Origin of the sequence: uncultured Oceanicoccus sp. (assembly GCF_963968385.1) — a bacterium.
Lineage (GTDB): Bacteria > Pseudomonadota > Gammaproteobacteria > Pseudomonadales > Dasaniaceae > Oceanicoccus.
In genome coordinates this window covers 1-24,334 of record NZ_CAXAHB010000008.1, presented here as the reverse complement: position 1 = coordinate 24,334, position 24,334 = coordinate 1, and the positions used below count along the sequence as shown (strand labels likewise).

Genomic DNA, 24,334 nt, shown 5'->3' with positions numbered 1-24,334 from the left:
GCATGCAGCCAATGGAAGTGGTTCATCGCATAAAAAATAAACTACAAGCAGAAAAAGAAAGGTTTATAGGTACAGGAGCAGAACAGGTCCCGGAAGCCGTCGTAGTTGATGTGCCGTCATGGATTAGTGTTGCCAGCGCAGAACAGGCTCCTTCATGGATTGCTGAAGCCGATAAAATAATGGCAGGCACCATGAAGGTGTTTAATTTATCTGGCTATGTTCTTGGTAATCCTCCGCAGTGGAATATAGACCCAAAAACTGCAACGGTTGCGCCGCTCTATTTTGGCAAAACGATGAATTATCGCGATGAGGCTGTTGTTGGAGATATAAAATATCTTTGGGAACCAAGTCGCCATATACAGTTGGTGCCGCTATGTATGGCGTTCCGTCTGACTGGTGAGCAGCGTTACCTGCAGTCGTTTCGTACACAGCTGCAGTCTTGGTTTGAGCAGTGTCCTTATATGCAGGGTCCTCAATGGGTGAGCTCCCTAGAAATGGGGATTCGACTGATTAATTGGTCTATCTGTTGGCAATTGATTGGTGGCAGAAGTAGCGAACTTTTTTCCGGCGAACGGGGTCAGGTTTTTTTGAAGCAGTGGCTGGACTCTATTTACCAACACTGCCATTTTATCAATGGACATTATTCACGTTTTTCATCAGCTAATAACCATTTGATTGGTGAGGCCAGTGGGGTTTATGTGGCAGCACAAACTTGGCCTTTCTGGCAACAAATGGCAAGTTGGCAAAGCAGCGCAAAAAACGTTCTTGAGACAGAAAGCCAAGTGCAAAACTTTGCTGATGGTGTAAATAAAGAACAGGCGATTTCCTATCAGCAATTTGTGCTGGATTTTCTGTTGATACCGTATTTGGCTTCGATTAATACTGGCCCTTTTTCCAGTCGATACCTTGGCACGATTGAATCGATGATGGAGTATCTGACCGCCATGATTGATGTGTCCGGCAACGTGCCAATGATTGGCGATGCGGACGATGGCTACGCGGTAAAACTTGATTATAGTCAAGATTTCTGTCCTTATCGTTCACTACTGGCCACTGGTGCAGTGTTGTTTGAGCGTCCTGATTTTAAACACAAGGGCGGCAGTTTTGATGGCAAGTCACAGGTTCTATTGGGGGCTGACCTAGCGCGTCATTATAAGCAATTAGCCATGGAGCCCTATGAGCAGAAGCAGGTCTTTAGGGAGGGCGGTTATTATATATTAGGTGATAGATTCAATACTGAAGAAGAAGTCAAAATGGTAGTCGATGCCGGACCCTTGGGCTATAGCGGAATCGCGGCTCATGGTCATGCCGATGCCTTGCATCTGTATCTATCCGTTGCTGGCGTAGAGATATTAGTCGACCCAGGAACCTATGCCTACCATACCGAGAAGAAGTGGCGCAACTATTTTCGGGGTACCTCAGCCCACAACACTATTAGAATTGACGGGCTTGACCAGTCGCAAATCGGCGGTAATTTTATGTGGCTAGATAAGGCTGATACCGAAGTAGAGTCATTTCTCAGCAGCGGCAGTTATGATGTCCTGCGGGCTCGACACAATGGCTATATGCGGTTGGTGGACCCAGTGCTGCATCAACGTGAAATAAGCTATGCCAAGGCTGAGAGCTCGTTTGAGATAAGCGATATTATTACATGCAATAGCAGTCATATTGCCGAACAATTCTGGCATTTTGCTGAGGATACTAGGGTAGAATTAGTTGATGTTAATTGTATATATGTCAAGCGGCAAGGCGTTGAACTGAAGATATACCTGGCTGCAGCGGAGTCAATTGATGTGGTGAATGGCTCCGATGATTTGCCGTTAGGTTGGATATCCCGCAGTTTTGATAACAAACAAGCGTCTCCAACAGTTGTTGCCAGATATAAATTGTCTGGCACTACAAAACTATTATCATGCATAAAGTTAAAAAAAGGCAATGATCAGTCTGGCAGGTCGTAACAGTAAATAATAACAAGGCCCAAGATGTTACAGTCAATTCTAAACAGCAAATCCGGATTTAATAATTCCCTGCATGGCTTTCGTGGTATTGCGGCACTCATGGTGTATTTGGGCCATTCTGTAAATGGTTACCGTGAACATCTATGCTCAGGATGTTCTGCTGCACCTGTCATGGAGCAATTCTACTTTCTTGGTGCCTACGGCGTTGAGGTTTTCTTTTTCCTCAGCGGCTATGTTATTTTCTCAGCCTCACTGAAGGTAGATAGTAAAAACTTTATAACTCATCGTTTTTGGCGTATTTACCCAGTCTTTTTACTGTTCACTATCTTGTTTTTTGTGCTTAATCACTTTTTGCAAAAGTGGCCTGAAAAAGACAGCCTCATGGCTTTGCTTGCCAATATCACCTTTATTGACCGTTTCGTAGATACCAAACCCCTTTCGCCCAATGCTTGGAGCATTACTTTTGAGGTCTGGTATTACATAATGACCTTCACACTCTTGCGTCCTCTTATTGTTCGCAAGCACTATATCTTAAGCTTCTTAGCATTGGGGTTATGGTGTTATTTTATTGTGAAGTTCCCAATTACGCTTTACTACATTTTGGGAGTGCTGATTAATATAGGCTTAAGAAAGTATCAGAGCCGCCTGTCATATATGCCTGATTTTGCTGCTAATATTATTCAGTGGTTAGCGCTAGGGCTTGTGATATGGCTTGCCTTCGTAGATGATTACACCTATAAGTGGCATGTGCTAGTTGAAAGTCCAGAAATATGGCTATTGATGCTAGCGTTAACAACCTTTATGGCCTTTCTTTTCCATCCGGCGAGCATCATCGCCCGATGGCTTTGTGCGGCGCCACTCATGTCGTTAGGCACGGTAAGTTATACTTTATATCTGGCGCACCCTTATAGCTACTTAGTAGCAAGGATGCTTTCACAAAAGTTGGTTGAAGCTGGTATGGATTTTTCATTAGTCACAGTGATTTATATCGTAACTAATATATTACTAACCGTGACCTTGGTTGCCGCTGTGCATAACTGTGTTGAAAAAGCTTGTTATAAAAAGGGTACGGGAAAGGATATCTACACACCCAGCGTTTAGAAAATCAAATTTTCTTTGGCTACAACTAATTAAAATAGATAAAGATAGGTAAAAATAAAAAATGAGAATTAGTATTTTTGGCATGGGTTACGTAGGGGCTGTGTCGGCGGCTTGCCTTAGTAATGATGGTCATACGGTTGTTGGTGTTGATCCAAACACAACAAAAGTTGAATTGATTAACAGTGGCGCATCGCCAATTATAGAAAAAGATTTAGATGCGCTCCTAAAAGCTGGGGTTAAAAACGGGACTATTTCAGCCACGGTTGATGCGCTTGAAGCAATCAAAAATACCGACATTTCCTTTATTTGTGTCGGAACTCCTAGCCAGTTAAATGGTAGCTTGGATTTGAGATATGTTCGATATGTATGCGAGGATATTGGGCGGGCCATAAAGGATAAAGCAGATTTTCACGTTGTTGTAGCCAGAAGTACAATGCTGCCTGGAAGTATGGCGGATGTAGTTATTCCTACACTTGAAGAATCATCTGGTAAAAAGGCGGGAATTGATTTTGGAGTCTGCAATAATCCTGAGTTTTTGCGTGAAAGTACAGCGGTATACGATTACAATAATCCACCAAAAACGGTAATTGGTGAAACTGATCAGCGTAGCGGTGATATCTTGGTTGAGTTATACAAAGGCCTCTCCGCACCACTGATTCGTACTGATATCTCAACTGCCGAAATGGTCAAATATACTGATAATGTATGGCATGCTTTAAAAGTGTCTTTTGCTAACGAGATTGGCAATATCTGTAAATCAGTAGGTATTGATGGTCATGAGGTAATGGATATCTTCTGTAAAGATACCAAGCTAAATCTTTCTCCCTATTATATGAAGCCAGGTTTTGCTTTTGGTGGGTCCTGCCTGCCTAAAGATGTGAGGGCACTACGTTATAAGGCGCGATCGCTTGACTTGGAGCTCCCTATTATTAACTCCATTATGGATAATAACCAGCTACAAATAGATAAAGGTTTTGACATGATTACCTCAAAAGGTAATCGGAAAATTGCTATTTTAGGCTTTAGTTTTAAAGCCGGCACTGATGATCTTCGTGAAAGCCCGATAGTTGAAGTGATCGAGCGTTTGATAGGTAAGGGCTATGACTTAAAGCTGTATGACAAAAATGTAAGTTTGGCGGCTTTAACGGGGGCTAATAAGGATTATATTCTAAATGCCATTCCCCATATCTCTAAGTTAATGGTCAATACTATGGATGACGCTTTGGCTCATGGAGAAACGATAGTGATTGGCAATGGTTCCAGTGAATTTAAAGAGATTTTATCTTTAGCTTCAGATCAGCAAGTCATTGTTGATCTAGTCCGGATTTCAGATAAACAAAGTATTGAAGGGCGCTATGATGGCATCTGCTGGTAATGCAAAAAAAATATTATTTATCGTAGAAAATCTTCCCAGCCCATTTGACCGCCGTGTTTGGCAAGAAGCAACGACTCTTGTCCAAAATGGCTATGAAGTTTCAATTATTTGCCCTACTGGAAAAGGCTACGAAAAAAAGTATGAGGTAATAGATAATATCCATATCTATCGTCATTCTCTCCCGCTTGAGGCAGATGGTGCTCTAGGCTATGCCCTTGAGTATGGTGCTGCTTTGTTTTGGGAGTTTTATCTGGCTTTCAAAGTACTATTTACTAGAGGCTTTGATGCTATACATGCTTGTAACCCGCCTGATCTGATTTTTATTGTGGGTGGTTTTTTCAAGTTCTTCTTTGGCAAGAAATTTCTTTTTGATCATCATGATATTAATCCCGAGTTATATGAAGCCAAGTTTGGGCGTAGGGATTTTTTCTATAAGCTAATGGTCTGGTGTGAGCGGCTTACATTTAAAACAGCTGATGTTTCTATTGCCACCAATGAATCCTATAAAAAAATTGCCATTCAGCGTGGTGGCATGGATCCTGAAAGGGTTCATGTGGTCCGTAGCGGACCCAAGCTAGACCGGTTGAAAATTATTGATCCAGTGCCTTCCTTAAAAAAAGGAAAAGATTTCTTAGTGGGCTATGTTGGAGTCATGGGCAAGCAGGAGGGGATTGATTATCTGTTGAGGGCTGCAAAATATATTGTTAAAGATAAAGGGCGTGAGGACGTGCATTTTGGGTTGGTAGGTGGTGGAACAGAGCTTGAAGAAATGCAAGCTTATGCAAAAGACTTGGGCATTGAGAATTACGTGACTTTTACAGGGCGAGCTCCAGATAAAGACTTGATTGAAATGCTTAATACGGCCGATGTCTGTGTTAATCCGGATGTGGCCAATGAAATGAACGATAAATCTACCATGAATAAAATTATGGAATATATGGCACTAGCAAAACCGATAGTTCAGTTTGATTTGGCGGAAGGTCGCTTCTCTGCTCAGGAGGCATCGCTTTATGCCAATAAAAATGACGAGAAAGACCTTGGTGACAAAATACTAGAGCTACTTGCAGATCCAGTCAGACGCAAACAAATGGGAGATTTTGGTCGAGAGCGCGTTGTTAATGAGTTAGAGTGGAGCTATGAAGCGCCGAAGCTTCTAGCTGCCTATGGCCAGCTTTTTGGCTAAAAGCGTCATCAAAACTATTAATATTGATGAGATTTTTGGTTTGTAGCTAAATTTTAAAGTCAGGTTTTAAGCTAGGTAAAATCACTTGGTATAAATACCATCATTAAGACCACATCTTGCTTGATCATTCTGTACCTCCATGCCATATTTAATCGCTATAATATAAATAATAGCCGGTTGATAAGTTCGTCGTTAAAGCTTGCCAGCGCCCAATTTTCGGTCGTCAGTGCTTATCCTAAAGGCCCTATGTCAACCAGCGATTAATAAATAAAGGTTTTTTCATGAGTAGTGTCGATCCTGTTGTTCCGAAAAATGGCTCTGCCGATGCCGATAATGGAGCGGCTGTACAAAACCCAGTCAATTGGACCCTATGGCTATTGTTTATCGCCTCTCTAGGTTTGACTTTATTGGTATTTCAATCAGGTCTTGCTGAAATGGTTAAAGACTGGGATTCGGAGGAATATAGCCACGGTTATATGATACCACTGGTTGCGGCCTACATCCTGTGGCAAAAGCAAGAACAAATTCCCTCTCTGGTGCATAACGGAGCTTGGCTAGGCGTTTTAGGTACCGCCTTAGGCTTAGCAGCGTATTTCATGGGGGAAATGGCTACGGTTTATGAGATCGTTCAATACGGTTTCCTACTTTGCTTGTTTAGCCTGTTTTTATCATTTTTTGGCTGGCGCCCCATGTTGTTAGTATGGGTTGCGTTTGCCTACCTTGTTTTTATGGTGCCATTGCCGATTTTTGTCTACAAGGCATTGTCATCGGAATTGCAGTTGATTTCATCGCAGATTGGCGTCTTTGTAATCCGCCTGTTTGATATCAGTGTTTTTCTGGAAGGTAATGTTATCGATCTTGGGGTATACCAGCTACAAGTCGTAGAAGCTTGTAGTGGATTGCGTTATTTATTTCCTTTGATGAGTTTTGGTTTTTTAATTGCCTACTTATTTAAAGCGCCTTTTTGGCAAAAAGCACTGCTGTTTTTATCCACCATACCTATTACCGTTTTAATGAATAGTTTTCGCATTGGGGTTATCGGCGTAACCGTAGAATACTGGGGCATAGAAATGGCAGAAGGCTTTCTGCATGATTTTGAAGGCTGGGTTGTATTTATGGGTTGCCTTGGCGTTTTGGTTGTTGAAATGATGCTATTTCATAAATTATCAAGATCAACACTGCCGCTGATCGAAAGGGTTGACCTAGATATGCCGGAAGAGATAATTGGCTTAAGTCAGTTTAATATTAATTGGCGGGCACAACGGCCATTTATTTTTAGCCTATTGTTAGTTGTTTCTGCCTTGGTAGGTCAGCAGTTTTTAGAATCTAGGGAAGAAACAGAGCTGGCGCGCAAAGAGTTAACACAGTTCCCTCTCTATCATCAGAAATGGATAGGCCGTGAGGGGTCTATCGAAGACAACGTCCTCGATGTTTTGAAGCTGACCGACTACTTAATGGCAGACTATAGAATTAAATCCAGTCCTATACCGGTTAATTTTTATGTCGCCTACTATCAGTCTCAGCGTCAAGGCGCAGGCATCCACTCGCCACGTACATGCATCCCGGGCGGTGGCTGGGAGTTTAACGGCCTAGATCAAGTTATTATTCCTGACGTTGAACATATGTCAGGAGGGCCGCTTGAGGTAAATCGGGTAATCATTCGTAAAGATAAGTCTGCCCAGATTGTCTATTACTGGTTTGAGCAGCGCGGCCGCAACATTACCGATGAGTATGAGGCAAAGTGGTACGTCTTTTATGATGCAATGATGGACAATAGAACGGATGGCGCCTTGGTGAGGGTAACGATACCTGTGCTTAATATCGATAATCTTGAAGAGTCAGAGCAGCATGGCATCAAATTTATTCAGGATTTTTACCCGCTAATAGCAGATTATATTCCAGGCAAGAAGCTTTAAAAATAATGACAGTAGATAATGACAGAGCCCATGAGCAATGGAATTAATTTATAGTTTCACAGTCGCGTTGTTTTTAACCATAGCGTTAATGCCTGTACTGATCCGGTTTTCGGCGCAGTTGCAGTTAGTTGATGCGCCTACCGTTGATCGGAAGCTGCATGATAAGGTGATGCCGCGAAGTGGTGGCTTGGCGATTATCCTTGGTGTCTTTATACCGCTGGCTTTTTTGCTTGCAATGGACGGCTATATACCTTATCTGTTTATTGGTAGCGGAATCATTATTTTATTCGGCTTGCTGGATGACCGTATTGAGCTCAACTACCAATGGAAACTTTTTGGTCAGAGCCTTGCCGTTATAGTCGTGATGATGGGTGGTATTGTTATACATCAAATACCCTTTTTTGGCTTAGAGGCCATGCCAAACTGGATAAGCTGGCCGCTCACTTTTATCTTTCTGCTGGGGGTGATCAACGGAGTCAATTTTTCCGATGGTCTTGATGGTTTGGCTGCCGGTATGAGCTTGTTAGCCTTAGCGACTATTGCCATATTGGCTACGGTTGTTGAAGACCAGAATGTGGCCTTGATTTCATTGACGGTTATTGGCGGTATATTAGGTTTTCTTCGCTTTAACACCTTTCCTGCCAAAATTTTTATGGGTGATGCGGGTAGTCAGTTTCTTGGCTTTATTACGGCTTGTCTGGCCATCGTGGTTACCCAATCTGAATCTTCGGCGCTCAATACTTTTCTGCCTGTTATTATTCTGGGCTTGCCAATTCTCGATATTTTACAGGTTGTGCCCGTGCGAATAAAAAAGGGGTTGCCACTCCCAGGGCCAGATAAGGAGCATTTTCATCATCAGCTGGTAAAGCTCGAGTTTAAGCATCATGAAGTTGTAGCCATCATTTATGTGCTTCAGATCTTAATGATGAGTGGGGCATATCTCTTGCGGTTTGAAAGTGATATTGCATTATTTTCTTTTTATATGGTGTATCTGCTTGTCGTTTTAGGTGCTTTATATATGGCACATAGAGTAGGCTGGAGAGTTAGAGGGCCTCAATTAGAAACCTTTTCAAGGGAAAGGCGCAACTTACTCTTTCGTAAAATTGGATGGGTCTATCACTATTCGGCGCAGATAGTGCAGGTAGTCCTCATTCTATTTTTTATTGTCGTACCCTTGCTTATAACAGATATAGCTTTTCAGTTTTCGATTGCTGCGATGTTGCTTGCATTTGCATTTGCAGTGTTGGGGTTTGTTTTTAAATCGGCATCGGCATTGTTAGCTAGAGTTGCTTGCTATTCGGTCAGTGTATTTCTAGTCTACTTAGCCTCTATGCATATCCAAAATCCATCATATCTTAACTATATTGATATTTTTCTGGCTGTGCTGGCGGCTTTTTTGATGCTGTCGATTCGAATGAGCCGTCAAGAGCAATTCAGGCTTGATACTCAGGATTTGCTGATCTTGCTAATGGTCGTTATTGTGCCACAGTTGCCCCTGAACATTAGCGAAGACCTCGCCGTCAGTGAAATGGCTCTTCGCCTTGCTGTATTAATGTATGCTTGTGAGTTTTTGTTGGCACGGGAAGATGGGAAGCATTTCAAATACTTAAGCATGGGTTCGGTTTTTAGCTTTTTCATTATTAGCATGACCACATATATAACATTATAAATTTGATATTCTACGGAGAATAAAATGTCGTTGGGAAAATTTAAAAAAGCTAGTGCTACTGTGCTGCTCTCTTCTATCCTATTAGTAGCTTGTGGTGGTGGAGAAGAGCGTCAGGCCGAGTACCTCAGCAAGGCGCAGAAATACTTCGACCTCGAAAATATGGACAAGGCGAAGATCGAAGTAAAAAATGTGCTACAGATAAACCCAAATAATGCAGATGCACGCTATTTATTGGGGATGATTGCCGAGTCTGATAAAAACTTTCGGGGCGCGTTTGGCGGCTTCAATGCTGCCGTACAGATTGATGGCACTCATATAAAATCACTTAATAAGCTTGCCTCATATTTTCTAATGTCTAAAGATAATGAAGCAGCAAGGGAAAAGGTAGATGCTGTCTTAGCGATAGATCCTAATAATGCTGATGCCTTGGCGACTTTGGCTGCTCTAAGCATATCCGAAGAAAAGAAAGATATTGCTATTGAAAAGGCGCGACAGGCTTTGTCCGTTGAGCCTGGGCATGTTCAGGCGACGACCGTGCTAGCTGCAATTTATGCTCAAGAAAACCCGGACCTAGCGATGGATGTCATCACCAAAAGTATAGCTAGCCAGTCCAAGAATGAATCCCTTAAGTTGTTGAAAATTCGTTTGCTTGCTTCCCAGAATAAAAAGCAAGAAGCCGAGTTGTTATTTAAAGAGTTAATTACTGAATATCCAGATAATACGGTATATGTTGCGCAGTTAGCAAACTTCCAATTGCAAGCAAATGCTACTAAAGAAAATGAAGATGATCGTAAATCTGCTGCGGAGAAAACTTTGAGAGCAGCCGTTGCTGATAGCCCCGAGGAAGATCAGTATAAATTGTGGTTAGTGGAATTCTTATTTAAGAACAGAGGAGTTGACGTCGGTAAAGAGCAGTTAGAGAAGTTTGTATCGGCCTTGCCAGAAAATTTTACAATGCGTGATCAATTGGCCGCGATTTATTTGTCTAGCGAAGATATTGAAAAAGCCAAGGCGCTTTACCAATATGTTATTGATACTGCTCCGGAGGATGCCGTTGCTCTAGATGCACGTAATCGTTTAGTACAGATAGCGCTGAATCAGGAAGATAGAAAAAAAGCGGATAGTTTATTGGCTGATATTTTTGAGTTGGAGCCAGAAAATGCTTCGGCCCTGATTATAAGGGCAAGATTGAAGCTGCAAGAAAATGATATTGATGCGGCAATTCCTGATTTACGGGTGGTGCTTAAAAATGATCCGGAGTCTGTTCAGGCATTAACACTTTTAGCCTCAGCATATCGGTTTAATAATTCGCCAGATTTGGCGTTGGATAGCTATCAGCAATTGCTGGCGATTCAGCCTAAGAATCTTCCAGCTTTAGTTGAGACTAGCCGGCTATTAATTGCCAAAAATCAACTTGATGACGCGCTATCTCTTTTGGAGACGGCTAATAAGATTGATGGCAGTAACTCCGATATCGTGCAATTACTGGCTGATTTATATTCTCGTGAGCAGCGTTGGGATGACGCCCTATCGATTGCTGCAAAATTAACAGAGAATGATCAGACTATGGCTAATGGTTATTATCTACAGGGCAAGGTATTTCTACGTAAAGAAGACCTTAAATCGGCGGTAAATGTTTTAGAAAAGTCCATAGAGCTTGAGCCGGCGGGTATTGATTCGCTCACGTCACTCTTGGGTGCTTATGTTGCTTTACAGCAGCAAGACAAGGCGACTACTTTTGCTAAGGCCCATGTTAAAAAATATCCAGAGCAAGCGCATGCACGTGAATTATTAGCCAATCTATATGCTGCTAATGACGATCGAGCTGCAGCCATTGCAGAGCTTAAAGCGTTAATCAAAGATCAGCCTGCTAGGAATTCGGCTTATTTAACCTTGGCGCGTCTTTATTATCAGCAAGGAAAGGTTGAGCTGATAGAAGGGCTATATTTGGCTGGATTGAAGGAGGTACCAGAGAATAGTAGGTTAAGATTATCTTTGGCTGAGTTCTACCAGCTGCAAGAGCAATATCAAAATGCAGTTGATACGTATGAAGTTTTATTGAAAGATAACCCCGATTCGTTAGTGATCAAGAACAACCTCGCATCGCTAATTATGGATTACTTTAACAACCCAAAAACCATTGCCAGAGCTGCTGAGCTGGCAGTAGATTTAGCCGCTACCGAAAACCCTGCTTTTTTAGACACTGCTGGCTGGGTTCAGTATCAGCAGGGTAACTACCCTCAGGCGGTTTCATTATTGGCTGCAGCAATTGAACTCGGTGGTGAAGGTGCTATTTATCATTATCATTTGGGTATGGCTTATTATAAGAGTGATATGAAGGCGCAGGCTAAAGAGCAATTGGTCTTGGCCTTGGCTGATGAAAAGATTGATTTTGTCGGCAAAGATGAAGCGCGCAGCACCTATAATCAGTTATAAGACGTAACAAAAAATATAGCCCCGCTTTGAAGGGGCTATATTTTTGTTGACCCATGTCATATCAGTTTCCACTTATTTCTTATAGCGAAATACGCCAATGACTAAGAAAATATTATTGGTATTCACCGTTTTTATCTTTGCCCTATGTTTAACCTATGCGGCTCTTTATCTAAAAAATAATCGTGCACTTGAGTTTATTGATAAGCTTGCGGTGAGTGAAAGCCTGGAGCAATCTATTCAGTGGTTAGTCAACAATGAAGAGAAAATCCTCGATGACAATAATGGCATGTTATGGTGGATGCTGAAACGAAGTGCAGAAATCACAAGGGATTATAGAATTCTTAAGTTATACAAGGCCTATAAAGCCAAATATATTGACGGCAATCCCAATAATGTTTGGCGCGCCTTATTTATTCCCTACTCAAACATAAACCTCAACCGATATGATTTAAGAGCTTTCCCTGATTATAATTTGTATTTCCTTTATGGTCTTACCTGTAATAAAGACTATGCCAAGCGCGAGATAATCCAGAAACAGATGCGCACAGATTTTTGTCCAACCGAGCATCCAATAAGCCCAGCCTGTGTTACCCATCAATTGATGGGCTTGCAATTTAGAATTATGCGTCAGTGTGGCAATAAGGATGCAATGCTCTCTCAATCCAGAGAGCTTCAAGATATGATCTTTAAGCAATTACAATGGGATATTCGTGTTGTCGATGTTTATTTGCAGAGGGTATTAATGCTTATCGATACTGGGGCTTCAGAGCGCGTAAAGAATCAATGGGTACAGAATATTCTGAATCAACAATCTGCGGATGGTGGCTGGGGGCCCTATCAGTCATTGATAGAGATAGGCGGTGATAAGGCTATCGGTTTTTATGGCAAAGGCATCAAGATCGTTAAGCCGAAGACCAACTTGCATGCGACGGCTCAAGGTGTACTTATTATGTCACTGTTGGCTTCTATGGAAGGAGAGGTGATTGATATGGCTGATTCCAAGGGTAGATCGAAGCATTTTTAGTGCTGCTGCTTTAGTAACGATCCTCTTTATATAAATATGGCCCGCCCGACAGGATTCGAACCTGTGACCAACGGCTTCGGAAGCCGCTACTCTATCCAGCTGAGCTACGGGCGGAGGTCTGTTAAACCAGCCGATAACTAACGAGGCTATTAACAGGCCACGCATCATACCGATGAACGCTAATTTAGTCTATGTTGTTGCTAAATATCAGGCCTTGAGTGCTAGTATGGCCAGAACAGCAATAATTAATGTCGCTTAAATTTCCGCTTGCGCGGTAAAGTGGCTATAATTCCCGCCAGTTATCGCCAGCACTGTCTGGAATAAAGATTTTAGCCAAGATTAGGCGTTTAAGTGAGGACATCGATAGTGATGAACATGTTAAAAAGCAACGCAGTTAAGCTGATGGGTATCTTATTATTAGGTGTGACACTGTCTGCCCACGGACTATCAGATAAGCAACGCGCTGGAATTGAACAGCGTATTGCCCCTGCTGGCAACGTCTGTATGGAAGGTGATAGTAGCTGCGGCGTTGCAATGGCTGCAGCCGGCGGCAGCACGAAGTCACCGGAAGAAATCTACAATACCAACTGTATGGCTTGCCATGCTACGGGTGCTGCGGGTGCCCCCAAAATGGGTGATGTAGCCGCTTGGGCTAGTCGTTTGGACAAAGGGATTGAGCAAGTCTATGCCAATGCCATTAACGGCATTAATGCGATGCCAGCCAAAGGCTTGTGTATGAGTTGTTCAGATGATGATGTGATAGCGGTGGTTGACTATATTTTTGATAATAGCCAATAGTGGCAGTTATTAATCGATAATAAAAAAGCCGCTTTCAAGCGGCTTTTTTATTGGCTACTAAATTGTAGGAGCTATCAATATTGTAAGGGCTATCAATATTGTAGGAGCTATCAATTGCAGGCAGAATCGTTAGTGCAATTGTCGCCATAGCTTTGCTGACAGGAATCAAGATTTAACCAAAACCAAAGATAACAACGCCCAAAAATAGCGTTTAAAACCAGAAAAACACCGGCAATAGCAGCTACCCACTCCAGAATATTCATTTCGGCTTGGTTTATGGCCCATAGCGTGATGATCACTCCCAATATAGAGCGGACTATTCTCTCTGTTATGCTCAGGTTTTGATTGATCATGGATTAAATACTTTTCAGGTCTATCGTTTGCAGCGTTATTACAGTACGACGCGCGATAGCTATTGGATGACCTTTGTGTAAATAATGACCGGTTCATCTGTACTATACTTGCTGAAACTTTCTGGTTACATCTAATTAAATCAACAGGGGCATAATCATGAATCTAATCGCTGCGGTTACCGGTATTATCGTGTTGCAATACTTTGTATTTGTCATGATGGCAGGGGCTATCCGGGGTAAATCAGGCATACAGGCCCCAGCGATGACGGGAGATGCCAGACTAGAGCGAATGCTCAGGGTGCAAATGAATACTCTGGAGCAAATGGTCATAGTGATCCCTTCCATGTGGTTATTTGGCACTTATATCAATGAAATGTATGCAGCGAGCTTGGGCGCCGTGTTTGTTATTGCTCGGGTGCTTTATTGCCGAGGTTATTTAAAGGATCCTAGTAAGCGCGCTATAGGTTTTGGTTTAGGCATGTTGGCCACCATCATGATGTTAGCCGGTGGCCTCTATGGAGCGATAATGGCAGCGATATGAGGGTTAATAAACTGCGCGGCCGTAAACAAATAAGACGCTATGCCAGATGATTAATTGACGTATTTACTGAGCCCTGCAATGACTTTCATCATCAGGCAGGGCTAGACTAAAAACATTAATGCTTAGGGAACCAGTGCTGGGTTTTATTGGCAAACTTAACTAGCGATAACATCACCGGCACCTCTACCAGCACACCAACCACCGTAGCCAAGGCCGCACCGGAATGCAGTCCAAATAATGAAATAGCCACAGCGACAGCCAGTTCAAAAAAGTTACTGGTACCAATCAGTGCCGCCGGTGCCGCAATCGGATGCGCCAGCTTGATTTTGCGCGCAGCAAAGTAAGCAATAAAAAAGATGCCATAGGTCTGGATAATTAACGGTATCGCGATCAGTACAATACTTTGTGGCTTGGCTAAAATAGTTTCAGCTTGAAAGCCAAATAACAAAACAACCGTTGCCAGCAAGCCGACCATGGATAGAGGTTTAAGGCTATCTACAAGGCCGGAAACTTTATTGTGTAAAAATTTCCGGGTTAACAAGCCGGCGGTCAATGGTAGCACCACATATAAAACAACCGACAGTAACAAGGTTTCCCAAGGCACGGTAATATCACTAACGCCCAATAAAAACGCTGTAATCGGTGCAAAGGCAAAAATCATAATAATGTCATTAACCGATACCTGCACCAGCGTGTAATTAGGGTCGCCTTTGGTTAACTGGCTCCAAACAAAAACCATAGCGGTACAGGGCGCAACACCCAATAAAATCATACCGGCAATATATTCATTGGCGGTTTCCGGGCTGACCCAGTCGGCAAAAATAAAATGAAAAAATAACCAGCCCAATGCCGCCATCGTAAATGGCTTAATAATCCAGTTAACAATTAAGGTAAGAATCAACCCTTTGGGTTTTTTGCCAATATCTTTAATCGCGGAAAAATCGACCTGAATCATCATTGGATAAATCATCAGCCAAATCAGCACAGCAATCAGCAGATTGACATGGGCGTATTCCCAGCTGGCAATAACGGCAAAGCTGGAGGGCATAAGGTTGCCCAGAATAACACCACTAATAATACATAGACCTACCCACAGACTGAGGTAGCGTTCAAAGATCCCCATTATTGTTCACCTATTTGTTGAAAGATTGTTTGCCATTGGTTTTTTTCTCGCTTGCCAATATCCATAGCGATTAATTGTTCAATACGCGTTTGAAGTAGCTTAATCGTTTGTTTAAAGGCATTAGCAATGTCTGCTTCGGAACCTTGCAACTGTGAAGGGTCAACTAAACCCCAATGAACTTTAAGCGCATGGCCAAACCAGCTAGGGCATGATTCGCCGGCTGCGGCATCACAAACGGTAATCACCACATCGGGTTGCCAGCTTTGATGGTCATCCCATGATTGGCTGGTCAGGCCCGCTGTGGGAATATGCTGCTCAGATAAAAATCGCAAGGATAAAGGATGAACCTCCCCCACAGGTTGACTGCCGGCAGACTTGGCAGTCAATATGCCCTTGCCATAATGATTGGTCACCGCCTCAGCCAAAATACTGCGGCAGCGATTGTGGGTACAAATAAATAATAATTTCATAAGCTGGCCTGATGATAGAGCTATTTATAATAACGTCATACCCACATCATTGCCTTAACAAACAGTCCATACCGCGCTGCGACCTCTGCCTGTGGTCACAATGATTTTTTTCTCTTTAAGATTGCGCAATATCATTCGAATATGGTCACGGCTGATGGTGGGGAAGGCCTTGCAAACCTCGCCATAGCGAAAAGGGCGCTGTTGTTGTTTGACATAGCGTTCGATCAAGGCCGTTTTGGAGCCGCGCCCGGCGCTGATATTGGCGTGTTGCACTTGGCGGTCAAAGCGTTGATAGAGACGACCAATTAGCACCCACCAATAACTCAGCCAGGCCAGAGGGCTATCGCTCTGATTGAGTGAGCGGTAGAAGGCGCGCTCGGTGGCAACAACCTCCGACTCCAGATCAACCATCTCAACAATGTGATAGCCATGGCTGTGGAACAGATGGCGGGCGAGTAATAAGACCAGACGGCGGTTGCCATCAAAGAATGGGAAGGTTTGCATTAGTTCCATCATCAGTAACGGAATCGCAATAAGCGGTTCGACGCCATCCTGCAGGGCCTGATTATAATCGGCGACCAATGATTCCATCGCGACGGCAATAGCGTCTTCAGTGGCTGGCACCGTAAGGTATTGATCAGGTAGGTCACGGCGTGAAATCTTTAGCTTTAGGTCGCGCCAACAACCGCCTTGGTCATTTAGTTGCCGATGGATCGATTTAATCAATTCGGTATCAAGCGGCTGCGCCTTAATCTGCGATAAATAGGCCAGAGCCTGTTGATAGTTAAAATGCGACGATGGATCCTGAGAGGCCATCACTTTAGAGGCACTAAGTTGGGATTTAACCGCCATACCCGCCAGTAAATCGATGGATAATGACTGTCTGGCACTATTGAGTCCTTGTTTATAACGTAAATCGGCTAATTGCTGGCTAATCGACAGCGAAAACTGCAGTTGCTGGAGCGAGGCTTTAGCTAAGATTGACATAATCAACGACCTAATTAAGGGTGTTTTTTTAGAATAATACCCTTAATTAATACAAGATGAAATAGCGTCAGGGAAATCAAACGCGTAATTAAACCGCTTACTGCTGACGTAAAGGCTGCAAAGCCTTATGGATTTTCTGTAAATGCTCACCGACCGCCGGCCCTTTGGCTTTGGAAACGCCCACCGCGAGAATATCCATCACCGCCATATGCGCCATCCGCGAGGGCAGTGGTGTATATTTTTCAATATCTTCCTTAACGTCAATATGCAGCGCAATATCACAGTCCTGCGCCACCGGCGTATTGCTGGGCGCCAAGCCAATAATGGTAGCGCCGGTTTCTTTCACCAATGCCATGGCATCAATTAACACCTGAGTTCGTCCCGATTGTGAAATAGCCACAACCACATCCCCCGACTGCAATGACATAGCAGACATCGCTTGAATATGGGGGTCAGAATAAGCGGAAGAGGGAATCTGCAAACGGAAAAACTTATGTTGGGCGTCGGTAGCTACCGGACTGGAGGCACCAAAACCATAAAACTCCACTCGGCGGGCCTTTTGTAATACATCAACTGCCGCCTCAATCGAGCGTGTATCCAAACTGTCGCGAACCTTTTTTAAGGTGTCCATCGCCGAATCGAACACCTTAATGGTATATTCGCGCGCCGAGTCATGCTCATTAAGACTAAATTCTTCATAGCTGGGGCTATGGGCAATATGCTGGGCAAGCAGTAATTTAAAACCCTGAAAACCATCACAGCCAATAGCGCGACAAAAGCGCACCACCGTGGGTTCACTGACACCGGCATTTTCCGCAAGATCAACAATCCGTAAATGAATCACCTTGTCCGGTTGGCCAAGAATAAAGTCCGCCACCTTCAGCTCCGACTTTCGCAACTCCGGTCGGGCTAGCTCAATGGCATTGATAATATTAATCGGCTTCAAAGTGGTATCCAGCGGTTATTGTTTGTTGTTGCAGTTTTTATTCTAACGCATTTTGCCAAATAGTCTTATTGCTGATTTTCCAAGCCGTTATCGATAGTAATCGAGCGTGCTGTCTCTAGGAGTAGTTAACCCTAGTCTGCTAGAATGCGCCGCTATGGATGTATCGCATATTCTCAACGATTTAAATGACGCCCAACGCCAAGCGGTGGCTGCGCCATCGGCTAATTTATTGGTTCTGGCTGGTGCTGGCAGTGGTAAAACCCGCGTGCTGGTGCATCGTATCGCCTGGTTAATTCAGGCCGAGGGCGCATCGCCCTATAGTATTTTGTCGGTGACCTTTACTAATAAAGCGGCCAAGGAAATGCGCGCCCGAATTGATGAGCTGATGGGCTCCTCCTTGGGTGATGGGGCACCCCGTGGTATGTGGGTCGGTACCTTTCACGGCATTGCCCACCGGCTGTTAAAGGCCCATTGGAAACAGGTTGGTCTACCCCAGAATTTTCAAATCCTTGATAGCGACGATCAGCTAAGAATAATCAAACGCATCCACAAAGAGCTGGATCTGGATGAAAGCCAATGGCCGCCCAAACAATCGCAGTGGTTTATCAATGCACAAAAAGATGAAGGTCGACGTGCGGCGCATATTGAAGATTACGGTAAAGATTTAAACCATACCATGATGTTGCGGGTGTACTTGGCCTATGAGCAGGCCTGTGAGCGACAGGGCGTGGTTGATTTTGCCGAGCTGTTATTGCGCGCCCATGAGCTTTGGTTAAAGCAACCCGCCGTGCTAAAGCATTATCAAGATCGTTTTAGTCATATTTTGGTAGACGAGTTTCAAGATACCAACACTATTCAATACGCTTGGCTGCGGGTATTGGCCGGCAAGCAAATCCCTGTGGTTGCTGTGGGTGATGATGATCAATCTATTTATGGTTGGCGTGGCGCAAAGATTGAAAATATTCAGCAGTACTCGAAAGATTTTCCCAACACGCAAATAATTCGTCTGGAGCAAAACTATCGATCCACATCGACCATACTCCAAGCTGCTAATGCGGTGATAGAAAATAATGCCGATCGCTTGGGTAAAAAACTGTGGACACAAGATGGCGAGGGCGAATTAATCTCACTGTATACCGGCTTTAACGAACAGGACGAAGCGCGTTTTGTGGTAGAGCAAATTGAAGAGTGGGTAAAAAACGGCAACACTAGAAGTGCTTCGTCGGTACTCTACCGATCCAATGCGCAGTCGCGGGTATTGGAAGAAGCATTAATCCGTAGCGGTATTCCTTATCGCATTTATGGTGGCCAGCGGTTCTATGATCGTATGGAAATAAAAAATGCGCTGGCATATATGCGGCTAATCAATAATCGTCATGATGATACGGCGATCGAGCGAGTCATTAATACACCGACCCGCGGTATTGGCAATAAAACCGTAGACACCGTGCGGGACTATGCCCGTGAGCATGGCGTTTCACTCTGGCAGGCGGCCAATCAGATAGTTGAACAAAAGCTATTACCGAATCGCGCGGCTAATGCGCTACAAATATTTATTCAGCTTATCAATATCATGGATACCGACACCGATAAGTTAAGCTTGCATGAGCTCACGGATCATATCGTCAGTGCATCTGGCTTAATTGAATTTCATCAAAAAGAAAAAGGTGAAAAGGGTCAAGCCAGAATAGAAAACTTGCAAGAACTAGTGGTGGCAGCGGGACAGTTTGTTAGCGAAGATGAAACCATTTCGCCATTACAGGAATTTTTGGATAGTGCCGCACTGGATGCTGGCGAACAACAAGCCGATGAATATGAAGACAGTGTGCAACTGATGACATTGCATTCCGCCAAAGGCCTAGAATTTCCTTTGGTGTTTCTGGTGGGTATGGAGGAAAATCTATTTCCGCATAAAATGTCATTGGATGAGCCGGGCCGGTTAGAAGAAGAGCGTCGACTATGCTATGTAGGCATTACCCGCGCGATGCAAAAATTGTATATTAGCTATGCCGAGTCAAGGCGGATGTACGGTACTGAAAACTTTAACTCGCCGTCGCGATTTATTCGTGAAATTCCTAAGCAGCTAGTACAGGAAGTGCGATTAAATACCACCATTACCCGTCCGGCAAGCTACTCGCCTTCATCATTTCAAGATCATGCCATTCCTGAAACCGGTATCAATTTAGGTCAGCAGGTTTTACACTCGATTTTCGGTGTCGGCACAGTGATTAATTTTGAAGGGCAGGGGCCTGCTGCCAGAGTGCAAATCAATTTTGATGACGAAGGCACAAAATGGTTGGTAGTCCAGTACGCCAACCTTGAAGCACTATAACAACATAAGGAATAAAAAGGGAATAAAATCATGAGCATAAGCTACCATCGCGTTAGTCCCATTATTATCCTAGTGCTTGTTGCTGCGCTGGTGACAGTTGGTGGCTTATTGGTGGTCCAGCGGGCCGAAAATATAACGCAGCCTGACAAGGCCGCAGCGGCGACTAATACCGAAACCTTTGAGTGGAAAATGGTAACCACATGGCCGAAAAATTTTCCCGGCTTAGGGACCGCGCCGGAAAATTTCGCCAAAGTGATTAACCAAATGAGCAATGGCCGCCTAACCGTTAAAGTGTATGGGGGTGGTGAAATGGTGCCCGCGCTGGAAGTATTCAGTGCTGTTTCCCAAGGTACCGCCGAAATGGGGCACGGTGCGGCCTATTATTGGAAAGGTAAAATCCCGTCCTCGCCATTTTTTACCTCCGTTCCATTTGGTCTTACCGCACAGGAAATGAATGGCTGGCTTCACTATGGTGGCGGCTTGGCATTGTGGCGTGAAGCCTATGCACCTTTTAATGTGATTCCTTTTGCCGGTGGTAATACCGGCGTGCAAATGGCGGGTTGGTTTAACCGTGAAATTAATTCCATGGAAGATATCAACGGTTTAAAAATGCGCATTCCCGGTGTCGGCGGGGAAGTATTTAGTCGTGCCGGTGGTACCGCGGTGACTTTACCGGGAGGCGAGCTATACACATCGTTGCAAACCGGTGTTATTGATGCCACTGAATGGGTGGGCCCCTATAACGATATGGCGCTGGGTTTATATGAGGTGGCAAAATATTATTACTACCCTGGCTGGCATGAGCCCGGCGCGGCACTAGAGTTAATTGTCAACAAGGACGCCTATGACTCACTGCCCAAAGATTTACAAAAAATAGTAGAAGTTGCCGCCCGCTATGCCAATCAGGATATGCTGGATGAATATACCGCACGCAATAATGCCGCCTTATTAAATTTGCAAGAAAATTATAATACCGAATTGCGCAAGTTGCCTGATGATGTGTTGCGAGCTTTGCATAAAGCCTCTGATCAATATCTGGCAGACGTGGCCAATCAAGACCCTATGGCCGCCAAGGTTTACAAATCATGGCGGGCTTATGCCGATGGCGTTAAAAACTATCATCATATTTCCGAGCAGGCTTATATCAACGCTAGGGATTTATAGCGATTGGCGTCCTGTTATGATGACGAATGCGCGTACGGCATAGTTTTTTTGTTAGATAATATCTTTGTCCAATGCTCGATAACTGATTGCCTCGGTTAAGTGTTGGCTATCAATAGTCTGCGCCTCTGCCAAATCAGCAATCGTTCTCGCTACCCGTAAAATGCGATGATAAGCGCGCGGTGATAAATGCCATCGCGTCACCGCCTGTTCCAATAAGTGCTGCTCGTCACCGCCTAGATGACAATACTGTTCCAGCTGAGCGTTGTTTAACTGTGCATTGCAATGGTGCTGTCGCTGTTTTTGTATAGCCCTGCATCGAATAACTCTTTTAATAATATCCGCCGATGATTCGGCAGGCTGTTTTTTTTGTCGCAAAGCACTGACCGGTATACGATTGACGGTTACCTGCATATCAATGCGATCAAGTAATGGACCCGAAATTTTATCGCGATAGCGACGCCGCTTATCCAAGCTACAACGGCAGGCTTTTTGTAAATCGCCATAATAACCACAGGGGCAGGGATTCATGGCTGCAATCAATTGAAAGTTGGCAGGAAAGATCGCTTGTCGATTGGCGCGGGAAATTAAAATTTCGCCAGATTCCATAGGTTCGCGCAGCACTTCTAACACCTGCCGCTGAAACTCGGTTAATTCATCCAAAAATAATACGCCATGATGGGCTAGAGAAATTTCGCCGGGCTGCGGATTGCTGCCACCGCCGACTAGAGCAACAGATGAGGCGGTATGGTGCGGGTTTCTAAAAGGGCGTTGATAAAAATCTTGCCGATTTTTTTGCTGACTAACGGAATAAATGGCGGCTACTTCTAACATCTCCTGCTGACTTAAGGGCGGAAGAATGCTTGGCAATCGGCTGGCCAGCATGGTTTTGCCGGTACCCGGTGGGCCGCAAAACAATAAATTATGTTTGCCCGCTGCGGCAATTTCTAACGCCCGTCTTGCTAGCGCCTGCCCTTTAACATCGCAAAGGTCAGGATAACAAAGCGATGTCTGTGTTTTGGGCTTTGCCTGCTGCGGTATTAGTGGTTCTCTATCATGTAGATGTGCCGATAACTGCAATAAATGTTGGCAGCTAAAGATAGTGGCCTGTTGGCAGAGTGTGGCCTCATTGACATTGGCTGGTGGGACTACCAAAGCACGCTTGGCGGCAGTGCTTTTTATCGCGGCTGGCAGTGAGCCCTGTACCGTATGTAATTCACCAGTTAATCCCAACTCGCCTAAAAACTCGATATGCTCCAGTGGCTTGACAGGCACCTGACCCGAGGCTGCGAGAATGCCGATAGCAATGGGCAAATCAAAGCGGCCGCCTTCTTTAGGTAAATCAGCAGGGGCAAGATTAATGGTGATACGTCGGCTGGGAAATTCAAAATGCGAATTAATAATCGCACTGCGCACCCGATCCTTACTTTCTTTGACCGCAGTTTCTGGCAGACCGACAATCGATAAGCTGGGCAGTCCGTTAGATAGATGTGTTTCGACGCGTACCAATGGTGCATCCACACCACATTTAGCGCGAGTATAAACAATGGCAAGTGACATAAGCTTCCTTCCTTGGAAGTGGTAAATATTGGAGGGCGGTTACTCTGGCTTAAGTTGTTCAGACAAGGCTTGAAGCTGCTGTTCTAACTGATCAATTTTGTCGCGGCTGCGATGCAGTACCGCCACTTGGGCATCAAACTCTTCTCGGCTAACCATATCCAGTTTACTAACGGCACTTTGAATAACCGCGCGTAAATTGCGTTGGGCCTCTGTCTTAATCGAAGCGCCATCACCGCCAGCGGCAAACATGGCCGAGATTTTTTCCGTCAGGCTTTCAACCAGACTATCGATCCGTTCAAGATTATTTTGCATAGCGTTTGCCCTTATTATCCAGTCGCTAGTGTAGCGTAAATTCCAATTGTGGGTAACGTCGGATAATCAATGACAGCCATAATTTTAGTTGGTAGGCGGAAGTATAAAAACACCGGCTTCATGACGTAAGTATTTCACTCTGGCGCTAATTAAAAGGCGCTCATGGCCAGCCCAGTTGGCCGGGTTATTTGCCACGATGATTTCGTAAGCGCTATACCAAGCCGATTTTTATTAAATAATTGGCCTATTTGGTTTATTTAAGTGCGAATTTAAACAGCATTGTTTTATTTGAGGACAGAGAGCCGGGCTGGGCAGTGTGGTGACGAATTTTTTGGTGCTTGATTTTAGGCGATGCACTGAAAACGGGCTTTTTAATAGGCGCTAAATAAACTGTGGGTGAAAATGGTCCATAAAGTATTGATCTTTTTCTGCCACAGCTGGCAGATTAGTCATCGACTAATGCGGCAATTTATTGGGCCTATGGGCTCAAGCGCGGACTAGCGCTGTATATCCGCACTAGATTTTGCAGGGGCGTTGATCATAACAAGTAACACAAGCCTGCTTCTCAAAGGATGGTAAATCAGTCAATGCTCGGCTGTTGAAGCGCCAATCTGAGGCATTGCCCTGCTTGAAAAAGACTGCCTGATGACGTTTAGCCGCCCTTTTGCATGGCGGTAGATTAGACCGGCGATCACGCCGATAGGGCCATAAGTGCTTTATTTTGGTGCATAAAAAGCTCTGTGCACCGCCTTGATGCGCCTAAAAAGGCCATTAATAGGGCGAAATGATCAGCAATTTCGATAATCTATTGATAATTAAAGATTTTTCTAAGTTGGCATGACGTATGCAATATCTGAGCTATACTTGAAAAGTCTGTGTTTAGCTTATTTTGATATAAAGCGAATAACATAAGGAAGCGTTACAGACTTTGGTTGTTTAGAACAATTTTATAATTTTGTACTAAAACTTGGAGACAAAAAACAATGAAAAAAATCAATACACTTTTAGCAGCAAGCGTTTTGGCAGCAACAGCGGGTGTTTCTGCACCTGTTTTGGCTGATTTATCAGCTAATGCTGGTTTTGTTAGTG

Annotated in this window: 19 protein-coding genes and 1 tRNA gene; 12 read left to right on the top strand and 8 right to left on the bottom strand. The window is 44.1% G+C overall.

Annotated features, from left to right (window positions below; all coding sequences use genetic code 11):
- Positions 1-2 precede the first annotated feature (2 nt).
- From AACP44_RS01870 to AACP44_RS01835, 8 genes are all read left to right on the top strand, one after another.
- A complete protein-coding gene (locus tag AACP44_RS01870; protein ID WP_339338447.1) occupies positions 3-1,958 on the top strand; it encodes an alginate lyase family protein in 1,956 nt (651 codons plus the stop codon).
- 24 nt (positions 1,959-1,982) lie between these two features.
- Complete coding sequence (locus AACP44_RS01865) at positions 1,983-3,059, top strand: acyltransferase (protein WP_339338445.1); 1,077 nt, start codon at positions 1,983-1,985, stop codon at positions 3,057-3,059.
- A 61-nt stretch (positions 3,060-3,120) separates the two neighbouring features.
- A complete protein-coding gene (locus AACP44_RS01860) occupies positions 3,121-4,434 on the top strand; it encodes a UDP-glucose/GDP-mannose dehydrogenase family protein (protein WP_339338443.1) in 1,314 nt (437 codons plus the stop codon).
- Complete coding sequence (locus AACP44_RS01855; RefSeq protein ID WP_339338441.1) at positions 4,415-5,617, top strand: glycosyltransferase family 4 protein; 1,203 nt, start codon at positions 4,415-4,417, stop codon at positions 5,615-5,617. Before AACP44_RS01860 ends, AACP44_RS01855 begins: the two co-directional genes overlap by 20 nt.
- A gap of 281 nt (positions 5,618-5,898) precedes the next feature.
- A complete protein-coding gene (gene xrtD / locus AACP44_RS01850; protein WP_339338439.1) occupies positions 5,899-7,533 on the top strand; it encodes a VPLPA-CTERM-specific exosortase XrtD in 1,635 nt (544 codons plus the stop codon).
- Between the two features lie 37 nt (positions 7,534-7,570).
- Entirely contained in the window at positions 7,571-9,202 is a 1,632-nt protein-coding gene (locus AACP44_RS01845) for an MraY family glycosyltransferase (protein WP_339338437.1), read from the top strand.
- Between the two features lie 24 nt (positions 9,203-9,226).
- Positions 9,227-11,638 (top strand): tetratricopeptide repeat protein, encoded by a 2,412-nt coding sequence (locus AACP44_RS01840; protein ID WP_339338435.1) that lies wholly within the window; start codon positions 9,227-9,229, stop codon positions 11,636-11,638.
- 97 nt (positions 11,639-11,735) lie between these two features.
- Entirely contained in the window at positions 11,736-12,662 is a 927-nt protein-coding gene (locus tag AACP44_RS01835) for a hypothetical protein (protein WP_339338433.1), read from the top strand.
- 37 nt (positions 12,663-12,699) lie between these two features.
- Here the strand turns inward: AACP44_RS01835 and AACP44_RS01830 are convergent.
- Positions 12,700-12,776: transfer RNA gene (locus tag AACP44_RS01830), tRNA-Arg, on the bottom strand.
- Between the two features lie 261 nt (positions 12,777-13,037).
- Between AACP44_RS01830 and AACP44_RS01825 the strand changes: the two genes are divergently transcribed.
- A complete protein-coding gene (locus AACP44_RS01825) occupies positions 13,038-13,460 on the top strand; it encodes a c-type cytochrome (protein ID WP_339338431.1) in 423 nt (140 codons plus the stop codon).
- A 110-nt stretch (positions 13,461-13,570) separates the two neighbouring features.
- On the opposite strand, the gene AACP44_RS01820 is transcribed toward AACP44_RS01825, so the two are convergent.
- Positions 13,571-13,813, bottom strand: a complete 243-nt coding sequence (locus AACP44_RS01820) for a DUF2892 domain-containing protein (protein ID WP_339338429.1) — start codon at positions 13,811-13,813, stop codon at positions 13,571-13,573.
- A 157-nt stretch (positions 13,814-13,970) separates the two neighbouring features.
- On the opposite strand from AACP44_RS01820, the gene AACP44_RS01815 reads away from it, so the two are divergent.
- The gene (locus AACP44_RS01815; protein WP_339338427.1) at positions 13,971-14,354 is read left to right on the top strand and encodes an MAPEG family protein; all 384 of its coding nucleotides are present in this window, start codon (positions 13,971-13,973) and stop codon (positions 14,352-14,354) included.
- Between the two features lie 115 nt (positions 14,355-14,469).
- On the opposite strand, the gene arsB is transcribed toward AACP44_RS01815, so the two are convergent.
- From arsB to hexR, 4 genes are all read right to left on the bottom strand, one after another.
- Positions 14,470-15,477, bottom strand: coding sequence for an ACR3 family arsenite efflux transporter (gene arsB, locus AACP44_RS01810; RefSeq protein WP_339338425.1), 1,008 nt, complete (start codon positions 15,475-15,477; stop codon positions 14,470-14,472).
- The gene (locus AACP44_RS01805; RefSeq protein ID WP_339338423.1) at positions 15,477-15,947 is read right to left on the bottom strand and encodes an arsenate reductase ArsC; all 471 of its coding nucleotides are present in this window, start codon (positions 15,945-15,947) and stop codon (positions 15,477-15,479) included. Before AACP44_RS01805 ends, arsB begins: the two co-directional genes overlap by 1 nt.
- A gap of 54 nt (positions 15,948-16,001) precedes the next feature.
- Positions 16,002-16,934 carry a Fic family protein gene (locus AACP44_RS01800; protein WP_339338421.1) on the bottom strand — a complete coding sequence of 311 codons (933 nt, stop codon included), beginning with the start codon at positions 16,932-16,934 and terminating at the stop codon, positions 16,002-16,004.
- 97 nt (positions 16,935-17,031) lie between these two features.
- Positions 17,032-17,871, bottom strand: coding sequence for a transcriptional regulator HexR (gene hexR, locus AACP44_RS01795; protein ID WP_339338466.1), 840 nt, complete (start codon positions 17,869-17,871; stop codon positions 17,032-17,034).
- Positions 17,872-18,034: 163 nt separating this feature from the next.
- Between hexR and uvrD the strand changes: the two genes are divergently transcribed.
- Positions 18,035-20,212, top strand: coding sequence for a DNA helicase II (gene uvrD / locus AACP44_RS01790; protein ID WP_339338419.1), 2,178 nt, complete (start codon positions 18,035-18,037; stop codon positions 20,210-20,212).
- Positions 20,213-20,242: 30 nt separating this feature from the next.
- Positions 20,243-21,376 carry a TRAP transporter substrate-binding protein gene (locus AACP44_RS01785; protein WP_339338417.1) on the top strand — a complete coding sequence of 378 codons (1,134 nt, stop codon included), beginning with the start codon at positions 20,243-20,245 and terminating at the stop codon, positions 21,374-21,376.
- A gap of 51 nt (positions 21,377-21,427) precedes the next feature.
- Here the strand turns inward: AACP44_RS01785 and AACP44_RS01780 are convergent, their stop codons facing one another.
- Together AACP44_RS01780 and AACP44_RS01775 are read right to left on the bottom strand one after the other, a co-directional pair.
- Positions 21,428-22,933, bottom strand: coding sequence for a YifB family Mg chelatase-like AAA ATPase (locus AACP44_RS01780; RefSeq protein WP_339338415.1), 1,506 nt, complete (start codon positions 22,931-22,933; stop codon positions 21,428-21,430).
- A gap of 39 nt (positions 22,934-22,972) precedes the next feature.
- A complete protein-coding gene (locus AACP44_RS01775; RefSeq protein ID WP_339338413.1) occupies positions 22,973-23,245 on the bottom strand; it encodes an accessory factor UbiK family protein in 273 nt (90 codons plus the stop codon).
- Between the last annotated feature and the right edge of the window lie 1,089 nt (positions 23,246-24,334).